At 40.8% G+C, this 22,349-nt stretch carries 14 protein-coding genes; all 14 read right to left on the reverse strand.

The annotated features are described in order from the left end of the window. The coding region (locus PHO71_RS14135) for a glycosyl hydrolase family 28-related protein (protein ID WP_300204474.1) at positions 1 to 678 on the reverse strand (678 nt) is incomplete at its 3' end. A gap of 17 nt (positions 679 to 695) precedes the next feature. Beyond that, complete coding sequence (locus PHO71_RS14140) at positions 696 to 1,934, reverse strand: right-handed parallel beta-helix repeat-containing protein (protein WP_300204477.1); 1,239 nt, start codon at positions 1,932 to 1,934, stop codon at positions 696 to 698. A gap of 4 nt (positions 1,935 to 1,938) precedes the next feature. After that, entirely contained in the window at positions 1,939 to 2,598 is a 660-nt protein-coding gene (locus PHO71_RS14145) for a hypothetical protein (RefSeq protein WP_300204480.1), read from the reverse strand. Between the two features lie 8 nt (positions 2,599 to 2,606). Next, a complete protein-coding gene (locus PHO71_RS14150; RefSeq protein WP_300204482.1) occupies positions 2,607 to 3,089 on the reverse strand; it encodes a hypothetical protein in 483 nt (160 codons plus the stop codon). 153 nt (positions 3,090 to 3,242) lie between these two features. Beyond that, positions 3,243 to 4,955: a hypothetical protein gene (locus PHO71_RS14155; RefSeq protein WP_300204485.1), complete on the reverse strand. Its 1,713-nt coding sequence runs from the start codon at positions 4,953 to 4,955 to the stop codon at positions 3,243 to 3,245. Positions 4,956 to 4,965: 10 nt separating this feature from the next. Further along, positions 4,966 to 7,278: a baseplate J/gp47 family protein gene (locus PHO71_RS14160; protein ID WP_300204487.1), complete on the reverse strand. Its 2,313-nt coding sequence runs from the start codon at positions 7,276 to 7,278 to the stop codon at positions 4,966 to 4,968. Then, positions 7,275 to 7,658, reverse strand: a complete 384-nt coding sequence (locus PHO71_RS14165) for a hypothetical protein (protein ID WP_300204489.1) — start codon at positions 7,656 to 7,658, stop codon at positions 7,275 to 7,277. Before PHO71_RS14165 ends, PHO71_RS14160 begins: the two co-directional genes overlap by 4 nt. Before the next feature lie 372 nt (positions 7,659 to 8,030). Continuing rightward, positions 8,031 to 8,618: a hypothetical protein gene (locus PHO71_RS14170; RefSeq protein WP_300204492.1), complete on the reverse strand. Its 588-nt coding sequence runs from the start codon at positions 8,616 to 8,618 to the stop codon at positions 8,031 to 8,033. Positions 8,619 to 8,665: 47 nt separating this feature from the next. Further along, entirely contained in the window at positions 8,666 to 11,122 is a 2,457-nt protein-coding gene (locus tag PHO71_RS14175; RefSeq protein ID WP_300204494.1) for a hypothetical protein, read from the reverse strand. Positions 11,123 to 11,134: 12 nt separating this feature from the next. Further along, positions 11,135 to 11,704 carry a hypothetical protein gene (locus PHO71_RS14180; protein ID WP_300204496.1) on the reverse strand — a complete coding sequence of 190 codons (570 nt, stop codon included), beginning with the start codon at positions 11,702 to 11,704 and terminating at the stop codon, positions 11,135 to 11,137. Further along, positions 11,701 to 12,780 carry a hypothetical protein gene (locus PHO71_RS14185; RefSeq protein WP_300204499.1) on the reverse strand — a complete coding sequence of 360 codons (1,080 nt, stop codon included), beginning with the start codon at positions 12,778 to 12,780 and terminating at the stop codon, positions 11,701 to 11,703. Before PHO71_RS14185 ends, PHO71_RS14180 begins: the two co-directional genes overlap by 4 nt. Beyond that, a complete protein-coding gene (locus tag PHO71_RS14190) occupies positions 12,777 to 13,004 on the reverse strand; it encodes a hypothetical protein (RefSeq protein ID WP_300204501.1) in 228 nt (75 codons plus the stop codon). The genes PHO71_RS14185 and PHO71_RS14190 overlap by 4 nt, the downstream gene beginning before the upstream one ends. A gap of 96 nt (positions 13,005 to 13,100) precedes the next feature. Next, entirely contained in the window at positions 13,101 to 13,976 is an 876-nt protein-coding gene (locus tag PHO71_RS14195) for a phage baseplate protein (protein WP_300204504.1), read from the reverse strand. Positions 13,977 to 14,013: 37 nt separating this feature from the next. Next, a complete protein-coding gene (locus tag PHO71_RS14200; RefSeq protein ID WP_300204507.1) occupies positions 14,014 to 22,344 on the reverse strand; it encodes a thermonuclease family protein in 8,331 nt (2,776 codons plus the stop codon). Positions 22,345 to 22,349: the final 5 nt, after the last annotated feature.

Below are 22,349 nucleotides of genomic sequence, written 5' to 3' on the forward strand. Positions count from 1 at the left end.
GCCGGTGATCGTGTTGTTGTTGCTGGATGATTCGAGGCGTATGCCGTAATTGTTGTTGTTCTGGACGGTGTTGCCGGTGATCGTGTTGTTGTTGGATGAATCTAGGGATATGCCATTACCGTTGTTGTTTTGGATGGTGTTGCCGGTGATCGTGTTGTTGTGGTTAGATGGATCAAGGCGTATACTTATATTGTTGTTATATTGAATAACACAATTCTCGATTGTTACTCCAATGATATTCTCTCCGGTAACGCCTACTGTAGCCGAATTGTATCGGCTGTATGTTTCCGATGTCAATCCGGTGGTTTGTGCTAACCCGACATGTTGACAATAAATCCCATAATATCCAACGGCGGTATCGGTATTGTTTCCAATCAGAAGATCGTGTATATACATATTCTTCTTTTTTACTGAACTGGTTCCAACACATCGGATGACCGCGTTTGTGCCGGATGCGGCGACTGCTGATTTTAGTACGGTATGGATACCTTCACCGCAGAGTTCGATATCTGAATACATTTCTAACGGTGTTGAGATAGTATACACGCCTTTCTCGATGAACACTACTCCACCACTTTGACTGTTCGCGTAATTTATCGCGTTCTGGATTGCGGTATGGGTGTTCCCGATATAGACTTTTCCGGTAACGGGTGTGCCGGATTGTTTAACGATAATCATGTGATATATGACCTCCATTATGCGATGAGTTTGTTGTTATACACTTTGTTGCCTGTGCCGGAATTAGATAATGTCCCGGTATGTTGGTTTGAACATATGACGTTGTAGTTGCAATAGGAAGCAAGGTAGATACCTGCTGTGCTATTGTTGTCTTTTATAATGTTGCCGGTGACCGTGTTGTTGTTGGATGAATAGAGGTATATGCCTTTACCGGCGTTGTTCTGGCAGGTGTTGCCGGTGATCGTGTTGTTGTTGCTGGATGATTCGAGGCGTATGCCGTAATTGTTGTTGTTCTGGACGGTGTTGCCGGTGACCGTGTTGTTGTTGGATGAATTTAGGGATATGCCATTACCGTTGTTGTTTTGGATGGTGTTGCCGGTGATCGTGTTGTTGCTGGATGAATTGAGGTATATGCCTGAACTGGCGTTGTTCTGGCAGGTGTTGCCGGTGACCGTGTTGTTGTTGGATGAATTTAGGGATATGCCGTGACTGGTGTTGTTCTGGAGGGTGTTGCCGGTGACCGTGTTGTTGCTGGATGAATTGAGGTATATGCCGTGACTGGCGTTGTTCTGGCAGGTGTTGCCGGTGACCGTGTTGTTGTTGCTGGATGAATTGAGGTGTATGCCGATACTGTTGTTGTTTTGGACGGTGGTGGTATCAACTGAACAGTTTGCGCTGTTCTGGAGGTATATACCATACGAACTGTTCTGTTCAATCACACATTGGGATATACTGATCCCCATTTTGTTGATACCGCTTGTTCCTCTGGTCGTGGTTGTCGAACCCACATAATCACAGTTGATACCGATACCCTGTTTGCTGGTTAACCGGTTTCCGTTGATTGTGAGTCCATGGATACAGATATTCTCAACAACCGTTCCGCTAACACCCCGGATATCAATGACACCGGAAGTCGAAGTTACGAAATCACATGATAATACGGTGAGTCCGGGTGTGCCGGATAAACAGATGTTGCTACGTGTGATTTGTATGGGTGCGTTGAGTGAATAGGTTCCTTCTGCGAAATAGAACGTGGTTCCGTCGGCAGCTTCGTTCATCATCGAAGATATTTGACTCGCTGATGCATCGGGAGTGATGATTGTTCCAATATCCAGTTTAAACGCGATCTCTTTCCAAACGCCACCGACATTCGAGTATATTGCAGTAACTTCTTTCCAGACACCTCCTACGTTTGCCCGGACATCTGCGATAGTTGTCCATGTTTCACCGATCTTGACTTTCAGTGCATCAGACATACGGTTATACCTCGTATATCATCCAGATATCTCCGGCAACTCCGCCGGTCGGTTCTTCAGTAGAAACGGTGATTGGGAGTCTGGCGGGAGCAATAGTGCCTGCGGTTATTGCGGATGCGTTATGAGAATGGGTTGTCCATCCGGCACCGCCATTATATTCTATTGTGCCATTTGTGATTCTGAGTCCGTGGATACCTCCGGTACCTGATGCGAATGTGGTGTTGTTTGTATGGGTGATGACCAGATCGTTTGCGATAATTTGTTTGAAATCGGTCATATCTTCCGCAACTACCTGGTATCGGATATATGTTTTATTTTCATCTGTTCGGATGACGACATCTCCGATATCGGTTTCGAGTGCGAGCATTGCGATTTCGGTATCTGCAGTGAACGTTTCTGTGATTGCAAGTGGAGGGAGTTGTGCAGGGTTTAAAATACCGTTTTCGTCCAGGGTGGGGATCCCTAATGCGATATCGGTGATGAGCTGGTTAACTGAAATTTTACCTTCACTATCAAGTGACGCGATCCCGTCTGCAATTCCTCGACCGGTCCCGACTGCTGTATCAAGGGTATCAAAATTGGTATTGAGATCATCACCCCAATTGAGTTTACCCGTATGGGGTTTTGTTAGGGCGAGGTTTGTGGTGTATGTGGTTTCTGTCATAAAATGTATCACTCCTTAACGATGCCTCGGGCAAATGTGCATCTGATCCGGATGATTGCGCCGAGTGTGGGATCAAACAGAATCGGGTTTCTGACTTCAATGAAGTAAGGGTTGCCTGTAGTATCAGAATCCATTAATGCAATTCCGTTGACTTCCAGGGTGCCGGTATCCACAATGTCGCCGGGATCAAAGGTGGCTTCATATTCAACATAAACGGAATAATTGTTACCGGTATCCTGTTCAATAATTTTGGCTTTGGCTTCTTTTCGAGCGTATACTCCGTTATTAATTTCGGTATCCGGTTCGGTATCGTCGGCGTCCGGAGTGGTTGTTCCTGTTGATAAAGCTACCCAGATGAACGGAGAGGGTGCAGTAACGTTTGCTCCATCCGAATCTTTGAGTTTGTAGGTTTCAGCAGACGATGCGTTGAATGCGTGAAGACATCCAAGTTGGTAGAGTCCGGTATTTGGAATGATTTTGCCTAATCCCATTATTCATCACCATCGGGTTGGTTCTGGGGTTTTATATCTTCGGTATCAGGTTCTTTCTTAAAAGGGATGATTTCGACATCAAAGGAAACATTGATCGAAGAGTTTGATATGGTCATTGAGTATTGTATGATTTAATTTATATATAAAATAATGTCAGGAGTATGTGATTATTTCTGAACTGACAGTGATGTTGATTGGAGCATGGAGTATTGCTTTTGTTGAGTAATTGGGTTCGCTGAATCCTATACTGTTGAATGGAGATGCATGATCCGAATAGTTTGTGGTTTTTGATTGGGTGTGGGCGAATGAGGTTTCTACTGAATCGATTATGGTTTGTGTTGATGGATGGATGATATAGGTTTCCGGGAGTTCGATAACTGAAACGAAGGTGTTCTGGTTTGATTTTATGTAGGGTATGTATACTGCATCTTCTGAATTGAGATTGATTGATGCGTATTTTTGGGCAAGTGTGGAATACACGTTTTCTGAGTATCCTGACATTCCGAACCCGGATATTTCATCTTCGGTTTTGGGGGAATATGCATAGGTGAGGATCAGCGAATCGTGTGTAGCAGTGAATCTGGGTTCGATTAAGTTGAGGTAACCCGGATATTCATCTAAGTTGTATCCTTCAAAGTTATACGGGGTTGCTTCAATACTAATATGACCGGGGATATGCGAATGGTGGTATGCATATGAAGTTAGTGCCGGGGTTGTTGGTTGGATTGTGGTTGTTGATACCGGAGCGTAATCGATCTGGGTTGGTTCTATTCCGAGATTGATTGATGAGTGTTTCTGGGCAAATGTTGAATACACATTTTCTGAGTATCCTGACATACCAAATCCGGATATATCGTCTGAGAGTTTTGGCGAGAATCCCCAGATCATCATGTATGGTATTGAGGTCCCGGAAAAGGATACTTCTTTTAAGTAGAGGTATCCGGGATATGTGTCTGTATCGTATCCTCCAACATTGAATGGAGAAGAGGGATCCGGGATTCCAAGAGGGATATGTGAATGGTGGTAGGCATACGAATATCCTTTTGCAAAGAGATCTGTGTCCGGGAACGCTCCATATATTTTTGTGTCATCTGAAGTTACCCATAATGCAAGTGCGTCCGGTTTTGGGATGAGTGCCGGGAAGAGGATATTATCGTATTCTTCCTGGTTGTAGTATGACGGAATATATTGTAGTGGGGGAGGTAAGATTGTTTTTATCTGAAGATAGGGTATTGAAATACCTGATATATTCAGGGTTTCAATTGTCTGAAGAGATATCGGAGATATGTTCAGGTGCGTGGATACCTGAATTGGATCTGTATAATACTGGAAATACCAGCCTTCAAAAGCAACGCCTGCTGCTTTTGCGATATTGATGTATTCGGTAAGTGCAGATAAATTGAGGGTTGCCGGAATAGATTTGTCGATCGATACCGCGAATGCTGCGTTTGGATGTTCCGGACCGAGATAGGGTTGTTCGATGAGATCAAATGCTTTTTCTTCAGGGTGAATTTCTGTGGCAGTATCCAGAAGTTCTAGGATTGATCGTTTTGTTGAATCTGATGTTTTTGCTTTGATTGTAAGTCTGATACGTTGACGGTATAAAGAATCGGGTTCGTATCCTCGACGTTTACATGATACTAACAATCCGATATTATCTAGTGATACATGTTCGGCGAAATCGAGATATTTTGAGAAGAAGATATCTTCTAGTGTCAGGGTCAGGATTGCGTGTTCTCTGGCTATCCAGTCGATTGTATGAGAAAACGATGATCCTTCTTCAACGTGGAGTGCTGATGAGAAATATTTTTTCAGGGATGAGGTAATCATCTCCTGTGTGTTCTGGATAGCATTTGGATTTGTCATACCGGCTCCGTTACACTGTTGGGGTTGTTGTGATTGTATAGGTTCCAGGGATTACATAATCGATTGATGATAATGTTTTTGAATGAGTTGATCCGGTGAGTGTGGAATCTCCGGCAGTGATCGTGAGTGAAGGTATATCACTGATGAGTTCGGTGTCGTGGAGTAATGTTGTTTTCATACCTGTCCATGTGAGAGGAGGTGTTGACGGTGAATTTAGTGACTGGAGGTATCCTGTTATTCTTGATGTTAGTAATGTATCGATCTGTTCATCTAATATGGATGAGCTGGTTTTTGTTGCTTCTACTACAACAGATACCTGGAGGGTATCATGGATTGATCGGATGATCTGGGTTGGGACTGCGAAATGGGTTGGTTGGATGATAAGTGATGATCCGGGTTCGGTGATTCCATATGGTGATGTGTTTGTATGGATCGTGAGTGATAATATTTGACTTACTCCTGATAGAGGAGTGAGAATATTGATTATCTCGTTATAGGTGAGTGTGTCTCCGGGTGATTTTGTTTTGAAGTGGTTTTGGATAGTTTCTGTAACGGTCTGTGCAAGAGTGGTTATGTTTACTGATGAGTTTGTGCGTTTGATTGCAGTTGTTATTGTTACATCTGTTTTGAATCCGGTATAGATCGTTATTGGTTCAGTAATTTTTAATAGTTCATCAGTATCACAGGGGATTGTTCCTGCTGCAGGGGTGATGGTGACACTGTTTCCTGTGAGAGAGATCGAATATAATGAATTTATTTTTGGATCCGAGGTTTCTATGAGTGGGAGTAAAAGCTGGAGATCAGTGTATGCAAATGGTTCATTCTTTTCGAGTGTCCAGAAATGGTTGATTAATGGATTTCCTGCGTTTGGTAATGAGGGGAGGATCAACGTATCGTTGATCAGGATCTTCATGGTGACTGATACCGGGACGATGGTTGCTGTATCTGTGGTTATGGTGCCTGGTAAAAATTTGTAGCTTTGTTGGGATGGGACGGATGTACCTGGATGATCTGCATATTCTGTTGTGGATTGGAGTTTCAGATAGTTTACAGAACTGATATCTTCATGGTCCGTAAGAGTATCGATGAAATCTGTCCATGATAAGGGTTCGTTTAATGGATGGTTTGTGATGATGGATTCTATCAGGGTCTGTAAGAGGTCGTCCAGTTCGATATCGGAAAGTGTATCGGATGTTGCAATAACGGTTACTGTGACATCTTCAGTTTTTGAATCGATCCAGAGTATTGAGGTGCCATGTTTGAATTTTATTCCCGCTACGATTTCGAGTTCCTGTCCAAACTCTGTAATTGCTGTTTCGTGTTCTGATGAGTTGATTATTAATGATTCGACATCTCGTAACCCATTAACTGTTTTTGACAGGTGGCGGTAGAGTCCTGACCAGGATAGGGTTTCGCCTCGTTTTAGAGGTTCAATATAATTTGCAATTTCTGTTTTTATATCTTCAATTGTCTGGAGTTCATCAACCTGATCCATTAGTTTTATTGCACCCTGAATTGTGACGATTGCATCAATGAGTTGGGATATAGTGTATTCTATACCTGCAGATTTTCGTTCTGCGATAAGGGTCTGGATTTTATCTTCAGTGGTTGTTCCGGTATAATGGATTGTGAATTTATTATTGGGGATATCTTCTTCAATATCTGCATACTCTACTCCCGGATCGGCACGTATGTTTGCAAGAATTGATCCTGGTGTTGCATATGCGGTATGTGTTGTTCCGACCAGTGATCGTTCACGGAGCTGGATATCGGTTTCGAGATCTCTTCCTCCGGTTGTAGGATTAAAGTTATAGACTGCAAAGTCTGCAGATGAAGGGAACGTTTTTGTTAGAATACCTGCTGAAATGTTTTGATCATATCCGTATTTTGTTGAGGTTATCGGGACATTTATTTCTCCTGATGAAGGTATAGTGATTGCATGATCGGTTGTGAATTCTATTAAATTGTATTCGTCGTGGATTTTGGTGTGTTTTGGTACCGCTATGTTGGGATTTCCGAAGAAAGTGGCTGTTCCTCGTGATCTCATAGCAGGTCGTCGTTGGTTTCCAATGAGCGCAACCAGATATTCTAATGAATCTCCTGAAGAAGTGCCGATATATCCCGCATAATATACAGATTCGAGGAGATCCCACATCAGGGCGTTTTGGTATGCGAATACCTGGATGAGTTGTCCTTGTGGTGTATATTCTGCGATATCAATGGGGAATCCATAAATTGATTCAGCAGTCGTTTTATAATCCTGCAGGATTTCGGGGTAGGTCTTTTTTATGAAACCTTTCGGAGTTATACCGGCACTTGTCATAATGAGGGTAGTTCTGTAGTAATGGTGATCTCGTCACTGTTCTTTGTTTTGAGTTTTAACCAGACATGTAACCGTCTGTCTGCGGAAGGGGGAGATGTGTTGAATTCAGTTATTTTTAGTTTTGCTGGATGGATATCAAGTGCATTCTGCATACATGATCGGATGATCTGGGGTTGGTATCCGGAATTCATAATAAATTTGTAATCCACTCCAAAATCGGGGTTTAAAGGGTATGATCCTTTTATGGTTTTTAGGATGATCCAGACGTCTTGCTGAAGTTTATCCTGCTCTACCGTCATATTCATATTGAATCCGTTGAGTGCACGAGTAAGATCGAGATCTCCACGGTGATTGATTTTATATGCGGATTCAACAGGCATTATAATTATAATTCTTTTTTTCCTTAAAAATGGTATGTCAGTCTGATCGTACAAAAAACTGATTTACCGGGATTAATCCGCCAAATGGATGTGGACCTGTTGATCGATCTCCCTGTCGGCAGATAGGGATTTTGTTGGTTCTGAAAATCCTGGAACATTGTGATGTTGTCATTGGACATGGAGGACAATAGGATATTCGGGTTACTCCGATGGTTACAATGGGTTTTCCGTTTATTCTGACGAAACCCTGTAACGAGTAAGGAATGGTTGGTTTGCATCCTCCTACAGGAAATGGTGCACTGGATCCCCATATATGTATTATTGAGGGGAGTTGGTTATAGAGATCACCAACGACAATTACGGTCTGACCCATTATAATACCTGATTGAAATCTACTGATGCTGAATTAACCATCATAATCATACCGTTGATGATAACAAGTGGTGCGGTCATCATGATTGAGGTCGGTGACAGGATATTGATTGATCCGAGTTCGTTTATTTCAATTCGTGCGATTTTATCTTTATAGGTGGCTCGGATATATCCTTCTTCGGTGATTCTAATTTCTGATCCTGTTTTATGATGAATCAGGATTTCCTGATCTTTAATAGGGGGGATGAGGGTATCTTTTACATCTTCATCGGTGTAAAGACCTGCAATCACAATTGCATTATTTAGATCGAAGAGATTTCGTTCATCTGTATCAGGGATGTCCCGCGTTTCAAGCATTTGACGGGCGTTGTTTCGGGTATATAAAACTAATACGGTATCCCCGATTTTGGGGGCAATGATTATTGCGGATCCGTGATAGTTCTGGTATGCAAACGGGATGTCCAGAAGTGTGATTGGTTGACTGGTCGGTTCGTGTTTTAATGTTACATTACAGATCATTTTATCGAGATCAACAAGTGTCAGTATCCCTATTGATGCAGTATTGACTCTGGATATTCGTTCATCCATTGAATATAACATGTTTGATACAAAATCTTTTGGAGTGGGTGACATACTTAGAATTCTCCTAGTTTGGCAATTGATACAAATTGTTGTTTTGAACAGATATGCGAAACTTCATAACATTTGAGGTTTTTGTTCCCGAGGGTGATAGAATGGAGATCTATCTGGACATCGGGTTTTATTCTGTGGTTTAAGATACATTTTATTTCTGCTTGAGCCATACCGGTTGGATCATCGGTTTTTGATGCAGTAAGCAACCCGCCGTGTTTTCCTTTACCTGTACCGACTGTAACAACGGTTGGTGATATGTATTTTCGTTTTACAAAGTATCCGATATTGTCCTGGATATAGAATGTGTATGATTCGGGGTCGGTATACCAGTCTTTTGCTTTGATTCCGCTTGATGCACTGGACATATGTGCCATTTTTTGGAGGTTCATGTAAGGGTTACCATATAAAATTGTGGCGAACCCGAATTTAAATAATATTTCCGGGCAGATGACGCCTACCGGGATACCTACCTGCCCAAGGAGTTTGGCAATAACCTGATCGTAAGGTTCGTTTACTGCAATGGGCATGATCTCGGCTGGAGCTCGTTGAAGTTTGAGCATATCGTTGAATGCGATTATCGTTGTTGCGGTATCTGCGCCAATTCTGGTATCATAGATATCCGTGACAAATCCTTCAAAGATAGTGCTAAAATCCTGTTCGTATCCTGCTTTAACCAGTATCCTTGATTTTTCTGCGAGGATCTTCGTTTTTGTTGAAGGGTTTATATTATATAAGGTTACTACGGCAGTATCTGCAGATTGTTCGTTTGATGAAGATATTTTGAATTCGATTGAATGATCTGTAGCAAGTGAAAATACAGCGATATCAACATTTGAAGGAGGTGTGCCTTCAAGTGCTTCTTCAAGCGTATCCTGAGTGATATATACTTCGGCGATTCTACCCCATATGTCGGTGATTGAAGTTTCACCTGCAGCTACATGGGAGTCTTGAGCAATGATATCATTAAACACGTATAATCCCGACCTTATTCTATCTTCTTTGTTTCTGAGTAATGGATGTGTAGTTGTATCCCTGGAGGATTCTGCCCGTTTCTTTGCCAGTTCGGGATCAAGTCCGAGAAATTCAAGGATTTCTGCAGGTGGTTGGTTGTTAGGGGTTGCACACATTGCTTGGATACATCCTGATTCTCCTGAAGTGACAAATTTACAGCAGGGTAGTGTGAACACTGATGTTGCCAGAGATTTTTCCCGGATATCGACATCGACATTGGGGTTTTGAGGGTTATCTACACTGGCTGCCGGGATGAAGATACCTCTCTCGGCTAAACTTGAATCTTTTTTACCGTCGTAGAGATGGTTGGTATCGGATGTAGGAATAGTATCTTTTTTATATTCGAAATGTGTTGAGATGTCGTTGAATGCGATTGACGGGTATACCGGTTCTTTATCTTTTTTGGTGTAATGAGGTGATACTGAAGGATCATTCATGTATTTGGTGACAGAGATCGGAGTAGGATATTCTCCGGTTGTGAATATCGGGTTGAGGTATCCTCCTGATTGAAACAGGAAATTACCATGTCCCGGTGTTGGTTTTACCCAGTCCCGTAACCTCATTGCGAATATGATATTGAGTTTGAGGTATGTCCAATACACATCAGAGAACGGGTTTAAGGTTTTCCATGCAAGTGGACTGAGTTTTAGATCCGCATACATTTTAAATAGTGTTTCTCCGATAAGTGACGCATATAATGAAGTGTTTAAGATCTGTTTCCAGTTTGCATATCCTAACAAAACTTCCGGAGATACTTTATGAGATCCTTCTCTTCTGTTTGCCATTGAGGATTGGAGACTTGATGAGTTGTTTGATTGGATTGGTATGAAATCGTTTGAGAATATTGATGTTATTGCTCCCGATATCAGAGTAATCGTTACAATTCCCATGAGATCTTTGAATAACTGATCAATTGTATCAACTATATTCGTAACGAAATTTGTACCTTCTTTGAATATTCCCTCTAAAATAATGTAGGGGAGGGATTGCGGGTCGTTATCAGTGAGAGGGACGTGAGGGAGTTCGTTCTCTTTACGTGCATAATTTTCATCATAATATGTTTTTGTTTTTATGTATCGATCTCCGATAACATTATTGAAAAACATTTTGAGATCTACGTCTCGTTCTATTTCGTGTCTATAGAGACAGGCAATTGCCGGGATAGATAATACTTCTGCATATAGTATGAGTAATCCTACCTGGAACCTGATTTGTTTATCCAGTTGGTAATAATCGTTAGCATCGAGGGAGATAACGATAGATAATCCGTTACCTCCTATAAGGTGACGAAGGAGAGCAAACAGGTTTGCTGTTTCCATATACCGGTTCATCTGGATTGTAGTAAATGCTGAGAGGACGGGGATTACATACTTTGATGAGAAGAATTTCCATGCCATTGGGACAGGTGATATATGGGCTGTAAATGCATTTGCTACAGGTGGTTTCATGTGGATCGGTAATTATGTTTGATCTAGATTATCGTTGTGCCATTCTTCATCTATTTTGTTTTTCCAGTATTCGTGGTCACCCCATCCTTCGCCTGAAGTAAATACACCCATATCACTGAATAAACGTCGTTCAAATGTGCCGTTATCACGTTCGTACATGAACCGGTTCATGATATCATCCTGCATTAAATAATCGTTATCATTGGCAGTAATGAGAGGAACACCATTGATTATCATTGTGAAATCACCTACACCGCTTACTAAGATTCGGTTCCTGATCTCGACAAACGCGATGATTTCTGCTCGGAAGAATGATAGGTATCCGAGGTTTGTCGGATATATCAGAGCTGATACTAATGGATTTTTACAGAGGTTTGCCAGATTAACACAATCTGAAATACCGTATGTTGCTAACTGGTATGATTTTTGGAACTCTTTCCTCATGAAACAGAGGTTTGTGATGATGTTTAAACACTGGTATGCTTCTTCCAAAAGGAATAACGCAAAGATTGCCTGATTACGATACATACCGAATATGGTAATCAGGTTTTCTGCAGATAGTTTGGTTAATCCGTATGTCATGAGAATGTCAGTTTTGTGAATTTTTGGGTTAACGGGTTCAGAATGGAATCCGTGGTCAGATTGAGTTCCGAGGGATTGAATGTTTTTAGGACAGGTGATCCGGTTTCAAAACTCCAGTATTCGTTTTCCTGGAGAGTATACCCCTCGTGGATATAGTAATTTTTTACCCATGATAAGTAGACGAACATTGTTCTGAAATATGAATTGAATCCGATGTAGCTGACTCCTCGGGTAATTGCGGCAAATACAGGGCTGTTTGTGAATTTTATCAGACCGATTAGGTCGTCCATCCACCAGTTTGCGAGTCTTCCTGCGAGATGAGCGCCACGAAGGTATTCTTCAGAACCGTATTCTGTGTTATATACGAGGAGATATCGTATCGCGTATTGTAAACATTGGAATCCTTCTTCGCAGATAAACATATAGAATGAAGCGTAATTCCATTGAAGTTGTAATGAATGGGAGAACCGGGTTTTTGTTTGTGGGATTGGTCTTCGGTATTCTGTGATATTAACGAGATCTCCATAAGGTATGCCGGACCCCGGAATGGGGGGTTCGACATAGCAATCTATATGATCATCATTTAATAAGGGGTTATAAGGAGTATTTTTTTCGATATAGGGGATTGAGTAGACTAACATGAAATCGAGGCAACCCCGGAAATATATATTGAATGCAATTGTGCCTGCATACGTGAGGGTATAGAGGATTGATGTTGCCATTGTTGTTTTTGTGTAGGTTTCGATTGCTTTGATAAATTGTATTGCTGATATTCCTTCGGGGAGATCGTCTTCTGGTTTGTGTGATTGGTATTCTAATGGGATATTTCCGGGAAAACTGGTCATCATAACATAATCTTTTAGGGTATCGATGAACGAGTTCGCAAGTTTACCCGCATATTTTTTCCCTTCCATGTTTTGTCCTGCATATGCTGCTGCACGAACCGTAAAATAGAGCGTGTTTGCTGCTTCTTCTTTCAGGAACAAAGTATATATCATCTGATCCCGGACGAGTTTTGATGTCCTGAAGATGGTGGCAGGAGTTATTGCAAGGATGTTACGAGGTTCTGCGTTCATGTAGTGGAGATGTCAGCGAATATAAAACCGGTTAGGTTAGCGAGGTTCGTGTTTGTTACATAGATTAGGAATAACGGTTCACCAGTATCAGGATCTTTGACTTTATGGTGTTTTGATGCGGTGATAAGCATAGAATTGAATATGGTTTTTCGTTTATCGGCGGTTTTGATGCAGGCAGTATATGATCCTGTAAACAGATTCCATTTGTATTCTATTTTATACAATTTATTTTTGTGAATTATAGATTGTATTTGATGGTATTTATGTTTAGGGTTCGAATCAAACGGTAATTTTGTTTTAGTGATTGACATATGATTTCCTCATTTTGGGAAAAATGCATTTCCTATTGCGGTTCCGATTGTTTGACCTGCTAATAATACTGCTGCTGTAGGATTAAGTAAAGCTGTTGCAGCTAACGGGATTATATTTACTGCAACATTTGCTGCATTACCGAGTGTGCACCATATATCGCATTCCTGTTCGGGAGGCGTTTCCGGGGATGGGGTTTCCTGTGCTCTTCCTGTATTGGCAGGGTTTTGTGTATCTGTTGGTGTCCAGTCGCCCTGGATGCCTGCTCCCTGAGTGAATGTTGCTGTAGCTTTTCTAATCTCTGTCAGGGAAAATGAAGCATACAGGATATTCTCTGAATCGGACATTTGAAGTTTGAATGTTCCGATTGCCATCTGATCAATGACTTTGAATGGGGTGATGACTGTATGAAGTTTTTTTGCTGAAAGGAGTTCCTGGAATGCAATGTGTTCATTTTTTTCACGATCCAGTGATATTGTTATTTTGAATACTGAAGGAAGTTCAAAGATGTGATCGTGAACAATGTATTGATCTTCTAGAGGGTGTTCCGGGACGAGGAAGTTACCTTCGAGATCTACCATCTCAACGGCAAGGAAGTTTTTACCTCCGATAGTGATATTGTTTGTCAGAGCATTCCCTGCACCGTTTGTTGATCCTCCTGATGGAGTTGTTGGTGTTGTTGGTGTTGTTGGGTTTGTTGGCGATCCTGGAGGTAATTTTTTGATGATTTGACGGTTGAAATTGTAACAATTTGTGCAACTGTTCAGGTTAGCTTCGTGTTGTGCTACAAAATGCCCACAATCTATTAATGCAAGCTGGTTATCTCGCCATGAATCGAAATGTGTCCATCCTTCTACGGGTTGTGTCCATGGGTCCACTGTAGTCATTCGTTGTTATAGTATCATATAAATATAAAAGTTAATGTCACACATATTTCGTAACTCCCTGACTATACCAGTGGATCATGAAATCTCTGGCTGATAAATCTATTTCATAATGGATTTTATCCAGGACGAGGTTTGTTTGTGATTGGATTTTTGATTTGATCTTTTTGTAATCGAACCAGATACCTAATCCGGGGTTTTCCGGATCTGTTGTGAATGGATCATCCAGTGATCCGATTCCTTTTGCAATACGTTCAGCAGTTGAATACAGGGTATCGTTCATAGGATCGGTATATGGCGATTTTCTGCCGAGTCCGTTGGCAATCAGGGCATATGATAAATCTATGGAATCTCCGGACGTTGTCGAGTAATTAACATATGCAAGAATTCTTCCGTATCGATCGTATCCGAATGATCCTGATGGGATGAGGATTGTTGCGTTTCTTCCTTCAAGGATCTCCTGGACGAATTTCTTTGCAAAGTTACCGTGGAGTGTCAGGGTCTGTTGATCGACATGATCACCAAATCGTGTGGGGTTGTTTCTCCATCCATCGGTTTCAGGGGTATCCACTCCAAGTAATCTGATGACGATTGGAGGGTTCATTCCATAGGTGATCTCAATTGTATCTCCATCTATAACACGTGATACGTATGCTTCAAATGGAACTCCTACAGGAAGCCCGATATAGAATTCGTCCGATACGTTTTTGTAGATTTTATCCGGTATTGATGAGGTGATTGTGCCGTCCGACTGCCAATAATAGATGTCTGCTTTTATTTCTCCTGGTGCAGGTCCCTGAGTCTCATAAATGGGTCCTTCGTAAATTATTTTATAGAGATCTCCGTTATCTTTTTCCAGAGCTGATCTAATATCTAGGTATATGGTGGTTCCACTGAAATCAAGAACATCTCCGTCTTTACTGATGAGTTCGCCGTCAGCAGTATATGAATAGGGATCTGATGAATCTTTTTGGAATTTTTGTGATCCCATCCTGTAGATATAGATTCCTTCAACCGGTTTGTCTGTTGAAACATATCTGAGTTCTCCTGCCGGAGCCATTATGTTCATTAACCTGGTATTTTCGAATTTTTGGGTTTCAATTTCAGCAATATCTAATCCGGTTATAACAGATCCGTCGGGTTTTCGAACAACACCGTTTTCATCGGCTGTATATCCCATAAGATCTAATATTTTTTCTGATGAAGCACGTTGCCAGAACGAACTAACCGTGTTCCAGTTTGCAAAGAAATTGTTGTATTGTGCATAGAACATAGTGGACCGTATGGCTGCAGGGAATAGTTTTAATACCGTTTTGTAATTTTGAGCTAGTATATAATAGATGGCGTTTCCAAGTAACATGGATGATGCAAGGTATGCTGCTGTACCTGCTCCTCCCATGAATAACCCTGTTGTGAATCGGTTAACTGATTGTAAGGGATACATTTCGCCCATATATGCGCGTATTCTGGCGATTTGAATATCCCATGGTATGTGTTGGGTAATGAGTGTATCTGTTGGTTTGGTTAATATGGGGGTGATTGCATCTTCGTTATGCAGGATATCCAGGACTTCCCGGCGATTGAGTAACCTTGTGTCAGGGATGGTTGTTTTAGATTCAATTTTGGCAAACAGGGTATCGAATGATCGGGTTTCACCCGGACGTTTCATTAGATCATATGTTTGTTTGAGGATATCTCTGTTAGATAGTGTATAATACCAATGGTTGTCTCCGATGGGGGGAGGGACATCTCCCCAAATCTTAACAATCTGGTTGTTTCGAGCAACCCTGTCTGCATCCGTAACTAGGAGGTTGTGTTTGTTAAGTTCAGTAACAATATGTTTTTGAGTCCATAGATAATCATCTAGAGCTGCGTTTTTTATAAAGTCGTCGTATAGTTCAGGGTTTTTACCAAACGAATCGAAGATTAACCTGATGTTATCTTTATTGGTGGTTTCGATATATCGCATATATTGTTGGTAATGGATATTCGATCGCAGGAATGTTTTTGTTGGATCTTTTGTTGATCCGAAATGAACCATATAGTTTCCTCCAAACACTCTGTTTTCCATTTCGTATGTATGGAGTGTACCTATAACCCGGTTAATCCAGTCTGTTCCACTCATACTATGTTGAGGCGCATAGATGTTTTGGTTCAGGATTTCACTGGATGTTCCTGCTTTTGCATATTTGTTAAAGAACCAATTTGTTATTTTTGAAGTGATGTAGGTACCGTAACCCGGATATCTTGTTTTTGTGGATGAAAACGGTGTCCAATACGATAATGTTTCGGCGATATATGGACTGATTGCATACAGGACGGTTGATGTTGATGTTTGATCTACGTATTCCTGATATAATTTGTTGTATTGGTAATCGAAATCGTCGGCGGTAATTTGGTTTGTATCGAATTTTGTTCTGAGTTCTTTGAATTTTGTTGCGTATTCGTAGCGTTGTTTTGATATCTCTTTTAACCGCGTGATTATACCGGTTGATTGAGTATTTGCAATGTCGGGGAACAGAGGGGTATCAAAATTATATTTGAGATCAGTGGATTTACGGAGTTCGTTTATGGCTTTTACATAGTCTGTTGTTGAAAGTGTACCTGCTTTATAGTGTGATTCCAGGATAGCTGCACTTGCGTGATATTCTTCAAGAACAATTGATCGGATTGCGTCTGGTTCGTGTGGGAATATGTCAGGATATGTTTTTGTGAATTCATTAAATATCTGATCATATTTTGGTTGGATCCATTGGATGAATCGTTCTCTAAGCGTATACTGCATTGTGTTTGTAGTTGGATCAAATCGGTGTTTGTTCTGGTTTCCGATTTCTATTACATATTGATAAAATGTTGGATCTGATGCAGAATGTTCTCCGAACACTGACATTTTTGATGTGGGATTGGATTTTCCTGCAAAGAATGATTCGAATAATGCACGATCCTGGGGGGTAACACCCATTCGTTCGGCAAGAAACTCTCCGAGTAATGCTGATCGATAATGTTCAGGTAATGGGTTGTTGGATTGTGATCGGGCAATGGTTTCGATATCGGTATATTTGATATTATAATGGTCAAATAAGTTTAATTCTTCTGGACTAAAGATATTCCTGAATGTATTACGAAGATGCATCTCTTCTACTGTTATCATTTTGAGTTGGGTTTGTGAAGTGATGAGATCTCCACCAAGATCGTCGCGAGATCCCATCCATCGTGAGATTCTTAAATGAGCTTTTTCCAGTAACGATAAGTGGGTCTGTGAAGTATCAGTGATCATTGGGATGAATGCGTTTGCCAGAGTGTCATCTGATTTTGACGCGAGATAACTGAGTTGTTCCAGTTCGACAAACCGCTCGTAGTTATTGAGGATCATATCAAGGTGTGGGGCTGATACTTCTTTTGCAGTATTGATAGCATATGCGTTCGCGCTTGATGAATGATCTTTTAGGATATATCTCATTACATATCGGGGGATTTCGGTATCTGTAAGTGCGATGGGATCACTTAATGAAGCCCAGTTCATTTCAGCTTCGTGTGCTTGTATTGCCATCCTGATTGCATCTTCTCGTTTGAGGATGTATCGTTGGGGGATATTTTTTTCGTCAATATATTGGATAGATATATAATCGTGTGCTGGATCACTGTATTTGAGTATCTGGTTTGGATTTCGAAGATCAAAATCATGGATTAATGTTGGATCTTCATCGACGGCTTTTGCCAGATGATACCTGAATTTGGATTCTGTTACGGTGTTTGATTGAGGGTTGATTGAGTCAAGGACCGGTTTGTATGAATCAAGAACATTTGAGAATTCTACCAGTGATTGACGGGTTGTTTGATCGAAATGCAGATGCTGGAATTCTCTGTTGAATGGGAGGTTGTTGTTGGTATGGTAAATATCATAAATACCTGTATTATAAATATCTCGTTTATGTGTTGTGGCGAGGTATGCTACTTCCCGCGCATAATAGAATTCGCGACGAAATTGATCAGATATCACTGCTTGTTGATGTTCGGATAATGCTTTGAATTCGGGTGAGTTTAGAATATCTATTTTTGAGGTGAAATACGATTCGTCAAATTCGAATACTGCTTTTTGGATCTTATATTCGTCTATTTTCGGACGGTATTCCCCAAACAACCAATGGTTTCGTTCTTTATAGAATGTTGATTTGAACCACGAACTTACCGTGATTGGTTCTGGTTTTACGTCAGGTGTTGGGATATTTGGTGTTTTGGTATAGAATAGTGAATCCCTGTTAATTACAGGGATTGTCATATCTGCATGAATAGCTGTTCTATCAAGTGAATTTATTAGTTGTGTTTGATCAATAGTGGCTGCGTTTCGATCAAGGAGTTTATGGAGATCATCAAATGTCCTGATAGTATTATGGATGAATGGGAAATTTGCAGCTTGTTTCAGATTTGTGTGTTGTTGACCAAATGGAGTATATGTTTCGTCCTGGAGTTTTAACAGGATTTGATCGTCGGTGATCTTTTTGTTTGCTGCCCGGATATCTTCGAGTCCTCGGTTGAATACTCTTATTTCATAGGTATTTCCTTCTGAATAAATTAAGAATTTTAGTTGATCGAGATCAGTCATTGCAGCAATTTTGTTTGGATCTCCTTTATCTAATGCACGTTTGATAACGGGAAAATCATGTAAACCAATCGTGTCTGCTGACATGAACTGATAATTGTTATATTCGTTTATAATGAACTCGCGTTCGTCCAGGATTTTTTTGTGGTAATAGGGATCATAGTATCCGAGTTCGTCTCTGGTAACGCCGTAGATTTTGAATAGCTCATCGTTTGTTAAACTCTGAAACTTTTTTAGATGGGTAAGACCTGCGTCAAGGTAATTATAATCATTTATAAGGGAGCGGTAGGCTTCTGGGTCGAATCCATACATTGACAGGTGGTTTGGATTCTTTGAAGTAGCGTCGTGGAGTCCGTGGTAGAGGATGTTTGCCCGATAGGGTGTGTCTAGTGGTGTTGGTCGTTTTGATGTTTGTAAGACATATGTTGAGGTTTTACCCATTGCGTTTGTAACAACTTCGTGATGGTAAAGATAACTATTGAGTTCGTTGATTCGTTGTTCGCTGAGTTTGTGGTAATTTATATCATATAATTGTGCGATTTCCGGATCTAATGGAAGTGTTTTTGATGGGATGGCTGTTTGATCGATAAGTTGATCTGATAATTTGCGATTAATCATTCTTTGGAATACGATCGGATCGTTTGAATCTGCTGTTAAAAGGAGATAATCGCGATAAGATATATCGTTAAATTGTATACCTTTGTATTGAGTATAATCGAAACCTTCCGGGAATAGATAGGCGATATCATCGGTAAATTGGACAAGTCGTTTACGACCGGCTATATCTGCTTCGTATCCCGGAGATCGTTCGAATAACTCTTTCGGTAATGGTTTTTTACCTTCGTCTGAGAGGATATTGAGGAGTTCTCCGAGGGATTGTACTCTTGGTTTTGCGGGAGGGTAGAGTTCTGATTGATAACGGATTGCCTGTGCGATCTGATCTTCAATTACTTTGGGGAATCGTTGTTCGGTTTTTGGGAACTGGAGATCGAATCGTGTTACGGAGTCGCTGCCGGTTTGAGGTAATGCCGGATCGCCAAGGTTTTCTTTACGAGGGTATGCGTCGTTGAGTTCTTTATATATTTTTGCCGATTCTTCTGTAGTATACAGAGTAAGTCGTGATGGGTGTTCCGGGGCTGCATATGCTCTTAATTTTGTCGGGACTGTTTCCAGAGGATCAAATGCTTTTGCTATTAATATTCTGAGTTCAACCGGATCTGGTGATAGAGGATATATTCCTTCATATATTTCAGGATGAATAACTTTGCGTTTATTGATGATATTTTGTCTTGTTGTTGTTGGAGTATTGGGATCGGTAAGTAACCGGTATTCGTTATATGAGAAATCTCCGTATGATTCGATATTGCTGATATATTTTCGTTGTGATGCAAAGTGTCCAGGGACCGGATCGAAGATCTCTTTTGGAAGGGGTTTGGATCCTCCTTCTGTAACTACATCTAACCAATCGCCGAAATCTTTTAGATCAGTAATATCTTTATATTGATTGTAAAATGATTGTCTGGATTCCGCTTTTGTGGGGATATATTCCTGGACACCGATTCTGTTTATACCCGATGGGTATCGTAGATCTTCAGGTAAGGGGATATTTATCGGGCGTTGGTTAAATTCGTCTCCTAAATAACTTTTCGGATCGGTGTATATTGGAGAATCCCAACGTGTATGTTCTGTTGTAAGTGTTGTTTTAAGTTTTGCTGCATCGTAGGGTATGGTTGGATCGATATGTGCCTGATTTGCAAGTACTTTGTTTCGTGCATCTGTTAGATAATCGCCATCCATTAATGCAGTAACTTTTTGAGTGTTTGAAGCTAATTTGTAGCGGTTGTTCTGGTTGATTGCATCAATAGCAACTCTATACGTATTTATTTCAAATTCGTTGCCTCCTGACATAATGATTCGTTCGATATCATTTAATGAAGCGGCTTTGTTTCCATTAACCAAAGTGAATTCGCCTGATCGTAAATGGGCGTTTAATGTGGGGAGATCGGTGAGGTGGATTGAATCTACATATAAAAGTTGTGCGGATCGGTATTCGTAATCGATGATTTTTAGTTCTGTTTCCAGTGTTTTTTTGTAGCTGATAAGATTGCTTGCATCTGATCCTTTGGCACCTGCATATAATTGATTATCTGTTAGATCAATTAGAGCGTTATATTCCTGGATAAACTGGATATAGTGATTATCTATTGTGTCTGAGGTCAGACTGATTTTATCTGGGGATGTCGGAGAGGTGGTTTGTTCATAGTGTTTGAATGGGGTTTCGCGTTTATTGAATGTTGATTCGATCGTTGCTGCTCTTTTTGGATCGAGTTCAATAGTGTTCATAAGTGCGATTTGGCGTTCCTGTGTGATTGAATAGTATCCTCGGGCTTCAGGGATGTTAGTATAGAGATCGATTCTGTGTTCTATATTGTTTGCTTCATTTAATGCAAATTTAATATATGATTCTTCATTTGCTTCGGTTAATGGGATTTTGTATTTTTTATAGAGTTCTTCAAATGCGATTATTGTGTTTGGGTCCGTGAGGATAGTGTCAATATGAGTGGCGGGAACGTTGTGGGTTTCGGCAATTTCGGCAACGAGTCCTCTGTTAAGATTGTGAGGATCAATATTTGCTTTACGTAATGCTGAAGTGGCTTTTGCTGTAGCTCTTGCTAATTTAAATCCGTTCCATGCTTTTGTAATAGGTATATCTCCCAGAATCGATCCGATTAACCATGCTGTTTCTTCTTTGCTTTCAAATGCAGATGCTAATCCTGGTGCCATAACGTTCCATATAAACTCCCCGGTGAATTGTAACATGTCCACACCATGAATTGCTTTTCTGGGGAGATCTATATGATTTATTATAGGTACATCTCTGAGTTCCGGAGGTAATTGAGGTAACGTATCTTTTTGTAGGAGTGTGCCTACGGATCCTACATACGTATCTGATACTTTGTTTGCTGAATCGATCCATTTGGGGGTTCTGGGCAGCATCGAAATAAATTCCGGTGTTCCGCCTTTTGCTCCACCAATGATTCCCGATACCCATCCCGCAATACCGTGATATCCTTTTTGCAACTCGATTAATGAAAGATGATCTTCTTTGTTTTCCGGGATGACGAATTCGTCTGCTTTATCCCAATGGTAATGTGCAGATTTAATATCGTCTCCGGGGAGGGTTGCGGGGTTTGTTGATGAAAGCATCCGGGTTATAATATTAATAAACGATTTCGTGTATGCCGGATGAATCCCTGTTGTTTCTGTGATTTGGGATGCTATTTTATCTGCAATCGGAGATACTACATCATCTGTGGTAGTGTACCTGATATTCTGCATTGCTCTTGTTGATAATGCTGTCCCGGCTACACCTTGAAACGACATTTCAGGGTTTGGATCAATTGTTCCTCCCCAATCGTTATATACAAGTTCGTTAAAATCGTGGGCAATCAGGTCTCTGTGGAGGAGAACATATCCCATACCAAACGGAGTGATATAAAATTCATTGGATCTTTCGTTGAAGAATTTTTGGAAATCGTTTCCATATGCTTTTTCATCTTTATAGTTTGCATAGATTGGAATATCTAATACGTTTTCGTTACCGATTACTCCCGGATTAAGTTTTATGATGTTTCCCTGGATCTGATAATTTCCGGATCCTGCAGAACCATCTCCGGTGAGCAGACCTGTTGGGTTGAACTGCCATGTCTGGAACCGATCTTCACCGACCGGTGTGAGATTTTCGTCGATATATTGTTGGATGTTTGACATAATTA

This window comes from Bacteroides sp., from assembly GCF_028690125.1.
In the GTDB taxonomy this organism is placed as follows: Bacteria; Bacteroidota; Bacteroidia; order Bacteroidales; family Bacteroidaceae; genus Bacteroides.

Coding starts and splice junctions, on each gene's coding strand:
- PHO71_RS14160 (WP_300204487.1), bottom strand. CDS start 7,278: ATGACAAGTGCCGGTATAACTCCGAAAGGTTTCATAAAAAAGACCTAC.
- PHO71_RS14185 (WP_300204499.1), bottom strand. CDS start 12,780: ATGAACGCAGAACCTCGTAACATCCTTGCAATAACTCCTGCCACCATC.
- PHO71_RS14165 (WP_300204489.1), bottom strand. CDS start 7,658: ATGCCTGTTGAATCCGCATATAAAATCAATCACCGTGGAGATCTCGAT.
- PHO71_RS14150 (WP_300204482.1), bottom strand. CDS start 3,089: ATGGGATTAGGCAAAATCATTCCAAATACCGGACTCTACCAACTTGGA.
- PHO71_RS14145 (WP_300204480.1), bottom strand. CDS start 2,598: ATGACAGAAACCACATACACCACAAACCTCGCCCTAACAAAACCCCAT.
- PHO71_RS14155 (WP_300204485.1), bottom strand. CDS start 4,955: ATGACAAATCCAAATGCTATCCAGAACACACAGGAGATGATTACCTCA.
- PHO71_RS14140 (WP_300204477.1), bottom strand. CDS start 1,934: ATGTCTGATGCACTGAAAGTCAAGATCGGTGAAACATGGACAACTATC.
- PHO71_RS14200 (WP_300204507.1), bottom strand. CDS start 22,344: ATGTCAAACATCCAACAATATATCGACGAAAATCTCACACCGGTCGGT.
- PHO71_RS14180 (WP_300204496.1), bottom strand. CDS start 11,704: ATGACATACGGATTAACCAAACTATCTGCAGAAAACCTGATTACCATA.
- PHO71_RS14175 (WP_300204494.1), bottom strand. CDS start 11,122: ATGAAACCACCTGTAGCAAATGCATTTACAGCCCATATATCACCTGTC.
- PHO71_RS14170 (WP_300204492.1), bottom strand. CDS start 8,618: ATGGATGAACGAATATCCAGAGTCAATACTGCATCAATAGGGATACTG.
- PHO71_RS14195 (WP_300204504.1), bottom strand. CDS start 13,976: ATGACTACAGTGGACCCATGGACACAACCCGTAGAAGGATGGACACAT.